We start from the raw sequence: 4,398 nt of genomic DNA on the forward strand, positions 1-4,398 counted from the left end.
GTCTCCGAGTACCTGGACGGCCGCTCCCTTCCGGTACGCCACGGCGTGCACGGCCGCGCGGACGACCCGGCCCTGCTGATGCCGCACCCCGACGTGCTGCGCCGGGCGCTGCACCGGCCCGGCGCACCGGCCACGCACGCGGTCCTGATCGGCTCGACCCCCGCCGAACTGGCCGCGGCCCGCGCCCTGCGCCTGCCCTTCATCGGCTACGCGGCCTCGCTGCGCGACGCGCTCCAGCTGGAGGGCGGCGGGCCGGTCGTCCAGGACCTCGACCTGCTCACCGACGTGGTGCGCAACCGGTCCTGAGCGACCGTCAGGATCTGCTCGTCACACATTCCACCCGTCCGGCCCCGCCCCGACCGGCCTACTCCGACGCGCGCTGTCCCGGCCTCGCCCGCACGATGCCAACAGGACCGCTCACCTGCGGCCCGCACACGGTCTGCGCTCTCGGGAGGATCTGCCATGACCGTCAGTCTGGAGCAGTTGCGCCGCTGCCATTTCGCCGTCGACCTGGGTGCCGCGCGCACCCGCGTCTATGTGAAGGGCGCGGGTCTCGTCGTCGACGAGCCGAGCGCGGCGGCGGTCAACACCCGCACCGGCGCCCTGATCGCGGTCGGCGAGCTCGCCGAGAAGATGACGGGCCGCACCCCCGGCTACATCCGCGTCGTGCGCCCCGTCTCCGGCGGCACGGTCGTCGACATCGAGATGGCCCAGCGGATGCTGCGTCACCTGCTCGGCGAGAAGCTGCGCCGGGCCCTGCGCCGCAAGCCCCGGCTGCGCGCGGCGGCCTGCACCCCGCACGACGCGGACCCGCTGGCGCAGCGCGCGGCGGTCGAGACGCTGGTCGGGCTGGGCGCGCGCCGGGTCGAACTGGTCGACACCCTCATCGCGGCGGCCGTCGGCTGCGGCCTGCCCGTCGAGCAGCCCGAAGCCACGATGATCATCGTGTGCGGCGCGGCCACCACGCAGATCGCGGTGCTCTCGCTGGGCTCGATCGTGACGGCGGACCGGGTCCCGGTCGGCGGCGACGCCATCGACCACGCGGTGGTCCAACACCTGCGCCAGCAGCACGAGTTGATGCTTCCCTCGCAGTCGGTACGACCCCTGCAGCTCGCCCTGCGCGGCAACGGCCTCACCCCGTACGGCCCGGAGCAGACCGAGATCCACGGCCGCGACGTGGCGACGGGCCTGGCCCGTTCGGTGCACGTCGACACCTCGGCCGTGCGCCGCGCCATCCACACCCCGCTGACCGCGGTCCTCGACGGCATCGGCAAGGTGCTGCGCGACTGCCCGCCCGACCTGGTCGCCGACCTCGCGGACCGCGGCATCATGATGGTCGGCGGCTCGGCCCTGCTGCCCGGCCTCGACCAGATGCTGCGCGACGCGACGGGCATGCCGGTGGCCATCGCCGAGCGCCCCGACGTGTGCGCGGTGCAGGGCCTGGGTGCGATGCTGGAGGGCAGGATCCAGCCGCTGGTCCTGGACCCGCTGGCCGGCTGACCGCAGCGCACGTACGGGAGCCCTCGGGCGATGACCGCAGTACCAGGTGAACCGGGTGTGCCCGCCGGCCTGTCCGTCCTGCTGGAGGCCGTGCTGAACGTCGGCTCGGAGCTGGAGCTGCGCGGCACGCTCCAGCAGCTGGCGGACAGCGCGGCCGCCCTGACCGGCGCCCGGCAGGGCGTCCTCGCCGTCCTCGACCCCGGCCGCGGCGAACCGGTCGAGGCGGTCGGCACCGGGGGCGCGCGGACCACCCTGCCCCCGGACGAACCACCCGGCTCCCTCATCCACGAGCCGGACGTCCTCGCCGTCCCCATCCACGTACAGCAGACGGTCTTCGGCCGCCTGCGCCTGACCGGCGCGCCGTGCCCCGGCGGCTTCACCGAGGACGACCTGGACCTGCTGCGGGTGCTCGCCACCCAGGCGGGCATCGCCATCGGCAACGCCCGACTGTACGAGACCGCCAAGCAGCGCGAACGCTGGATCGAGGGCGCAGCCGCGGTGACCACCGCGCTGCTCACCGGGCGGCCGGCCGACGCGCTGACGACGGTCGCCGAGCGCGCCAGACTGCTGGCCGACGCCGCCGCCGGGGTCGTGCTGCAGCCCACGCAGAGCGGCGGCATGGAGATCGTGGCCGCGTCGACGACGGACGACCCGGGGACCCTGATCGGCGCGACGATCCGCCCGGGCAGCGCGGTCCTCGCCCAACTCCTCACCGGGGAACCGGTGTTCGTCGAGGACTCGGCGACGGACCCGCGGATGACCACGGACGTACGCTCCCGCTTCGGCCCGAGCATGATGCTGCCGCTCCAGGCCGGCGGGAAGCTGATCGGGACGCTGGCCCTGCCGCGCTCCCGCGGCGCCCGTCCCTACACCTCCGTCGACCATCTGCTGGCCACCCAGTTCGCCTCGCAGGCGGCGCTCGCGCTGGTGCTGGCCGACGCCCAGGCGGGCCGCGAACGGCTCGCCGTCTTCGAGGACCGCGACCGGATCGCCCGGGACCTGCACGACCTGGTCGTCCAACGCCTGTTCGCGACGGGCATGATGCTCGAGTCGACCCGGCGCCGCGCCCAGGTCGAGGACGTCCGCGAGACGCTCGCCCACGCCGTCGACGAGCTGGAGTCGACGATCCAGGAGGTCCGCACCACGATCTTCGCGCTCCAGCAGCCTCCGGCCGACGCCCCGACCACGTTCCGCGGCAAGGTCCTGCGGGAGACGGCGGGCGCCGCCGCGGTCCTCGGCTTCGCCCCCTCGGTGCACTTCGCGGGCGCGGTCGAGTCGACCCTGAGCGAACCGGTCCAGGGCCACCTCCTGGTGGCGCTGCGCCGCGCCCTGGCCACGGCGTCGCGCCGTACCGCGGTCTCCCGCATCGACGTCGCGATCGACACGGGGGCGACGCTGCCGGACGGACGTCCAGGGGTGCGGCTGACGGTGGCGGACGACGGGGCGCGCGAGGACGGCGGGGGCACGGCGACGACGGTCACCTGGCAGTCACCTCTGTGACGGCGGAGCCCACGACCGGGCTCCGCGATGCGTCGTCCCCGACCCGTCCGCCCCGTCTTGCCGAACGGGTGACAAATGACCCGCCACGGTTTTCGTGACGGGTCATCAGGTTACGTACGTCCTGGTCGCATCGTTTCTGCGCCACGAGCGTGGTGGGGCGGGTGGGACTCGAACCCACGGCCGACGGATTATGAGTCCGCTGCTCTAACCGGCTGAGCTACCGCCCCTTACGGCGCGTCGCGCACAAATGTGCGCGCCGTCTGCCGCAGCATAGCCGCTCATACGATCTCCTGCCTCGGATGGTTCGGCTCTGCACGACCATGAGGACTGCGCAGGCCCGCGCACGGTTCCACCGCGCACGAAAAAGCCCCCCGGAGTGATCTCCGAAGGGGCTTGTTCGATGGCTCTCCCGACTGGACTCGAACCAGTAACCTGCCGGTTAACAGCCGGCTGCTCTGCCAATTGAGCTACAGGAGATCGAGCTCCCCCGACTGGACTCGAACCAGTAACCTGCCGGTTAACAGCCGGCTGCTCTGCCAATTGAGCTACAGGGGAATGACCTCGTTGCTTCGAACGCAGCTACCTGGGTACTTGCCAGGCGGCGGGCGCTCGCTGCGACACATACATTAGCGCAAGCAGGGGGGTGCTCCGCCAATCGGTATCCCCCCAGTGATCACAAGCCATCACGAACCTCGCAACGGAAGGGTGGCCGTCATGCGCTACCGGCTCACATTCATCGCCGGTCTGGCCCTCGGTTACGTGCTGGGGACGCGCGCCGGGCGCGAGCGGTACGAGAAGTTGAAGAAGACCGCACGCGAGATCTCCCAGAACCCGACGGTGCGCAACACCGCGGAGTCCGCGGCGCAGCAGACGCGGCAGTACGCGGGCAAGGCCTTCCACTCGGTGAGCGAGAAGGTCGAGAGCAGGGTGCCGGACTCGGTCGCCGACCGCGTGCGTTCGCTGCGGGAGCGCGGCGCCACGGGCGAGGACGACGACTGGGGCACCAGCAACACGTAGCGAAGCGGAAGCTGCGGTACGGGAGTGGCCGACGGTGCGGCACTATTTCTGTCATGGGGATAGTCGCCGGGCTGGACAGTTCGCCCGATTTCACGCGCATTGTGGTCTGTGACTCCGACACCGGAGCCGTCCTGCGGCAGGGGTACGCCCCGCATCCGCTGGACCCCGTGGAGGGCGGCGGGCGGCCCTGCGACGTCGACCCCCAGGCCTGGCTGCTGTCGCTGGGCGAGGCCGCGGGCGGCGGGCTGCTCGAAGGCGTCCAGGCCATCGGCGTGTCCGCGCAGGCCAACGCGCTGGTGCCGATGGACGCCCAGGGCAACACCGTGCGCCCCGCCCTGGTCGGCGGCGACAAGCGGGCGCAGGCCTCGGCCGCGGACCTGG

3 protein-coding genes, 3 tRNA genes and 2 pseudogenes are annotated in these 4,398 nt (G+C 72.5%); 5 read left to right on the plus strand and 3 right to left on the minus strand.

Annotated features, from left to right (window positions below):
- The 3 genes and pseudogenes from G3I40_RS26675 to G3I40_RS26685 form a co-directional block, all read left to right on the plus strand.
- Positions 1-306 (plus strand): annotated as a pseudogene (locus G3I40_RS26675) (HAD family hydrolase); the annotation flags it as partial.
- Between the two features lie 156 nt (positions 307-462).
- A complete protein-coding gene (locus G3I40_RS26680; protein ID WP_164304711.1) occupies positions 463-1,500 on the plus strand; it encodes a rod shape-determining protein in 1,038 nt (345 codons plus the stop codon).
- A 30-nt stretch (positions 1,501-1,530) separates the two neighbouring features.
- Positions 1,531-3,000, plus strand: coding sequence for a GAF domain-containing protein (locus G3I40_RS26685; protein WP_164304712.1), 1,470 nt, complete (start codon positions 1,531-1,533; stop codon positions 2,998-3,000).
- Positions 3,001-3,150: 150 nt separating this feature from the next.
- Here the strand turns inward: G3I40_RS26685 and G3I40_RS26690 are convergent.
- The 3 genes from G3I40_RS26690 to G3I40_RS26700 all read right to left on the minus strand — a co-directional run bounded on the left by G3I40_RS26690 (position 3,151) and on the right by G3I40_RS26700 (position 3,555).
- A tRNA-Ile gene (locus G3I40_RS26690) sits at positions 3,151-3,227 on the minus strand.
- Positions 3,228-3,401: 174 nt separating this feature from the next.
- Positions 3,402-3,477: transfer RNA gene (locus G3I40_RS26695), tRNA-Asn, on the minus strand.
- 5 nt (positions 3,478-3,482) lie between these two features.
- Positions 3,483-3,555, minus strand: a tRNA-Asn gene (locus G3I40_RS26700).
- Positions 3,556-3,705: 150 nt separating this feature from the next.
- Here G3I40_RS26700 and G3I40_RS26705 point away from each other — a divergent pair.
- Together G3I40_RS26705 and G3I40_RS26710 are read left to right on the plus strand one after the other, a co-directional pair.
- A complete protein-coding gene (locus G3I40_RS26705) occupies positions 3,706-4,017 on the plus strand; it encodes a YtxH domain-containing protein (RefSeq protein WP_164304714.1) in 312 nt (103 codons plus the stop codon).
- 53 nt (positions 4,018-4,070) lie between these two features.
- Positions 4,071-4,398: pseudogene (locus tag G3I40_RS26710) on the plus strand (sugar kinase); the annotation flags it as partial.

The sequence above is a fragment of the Streptomyces sp. SID14478 genome (genome assembly GCF_010548525.1).
Taxonomy (GTDB): domain Bacteria; phylum Actinomycetota; class Actinomycetes; order Streptomycetales; family Streptomycetaceae; genus Streptomyces.

Bases quoted from the DNA above. Each gene is read 5' to 3' on its own strand.
- G3I40_RS26680 (WP_164304711.1), top strand. From the start codon at position 463: ATGACCGTCAGTCTGGAGCAGTTGCGCCGCTGCCATTTCGCCGTCGAC.
- G3I40_RS26685 (WP_164304712.1), top strand. From the start codon at position 1,531: ATGACCGCAGTACCAGGTGAACCGGGTGTGCCCGCCGGCCTGTCCGTC.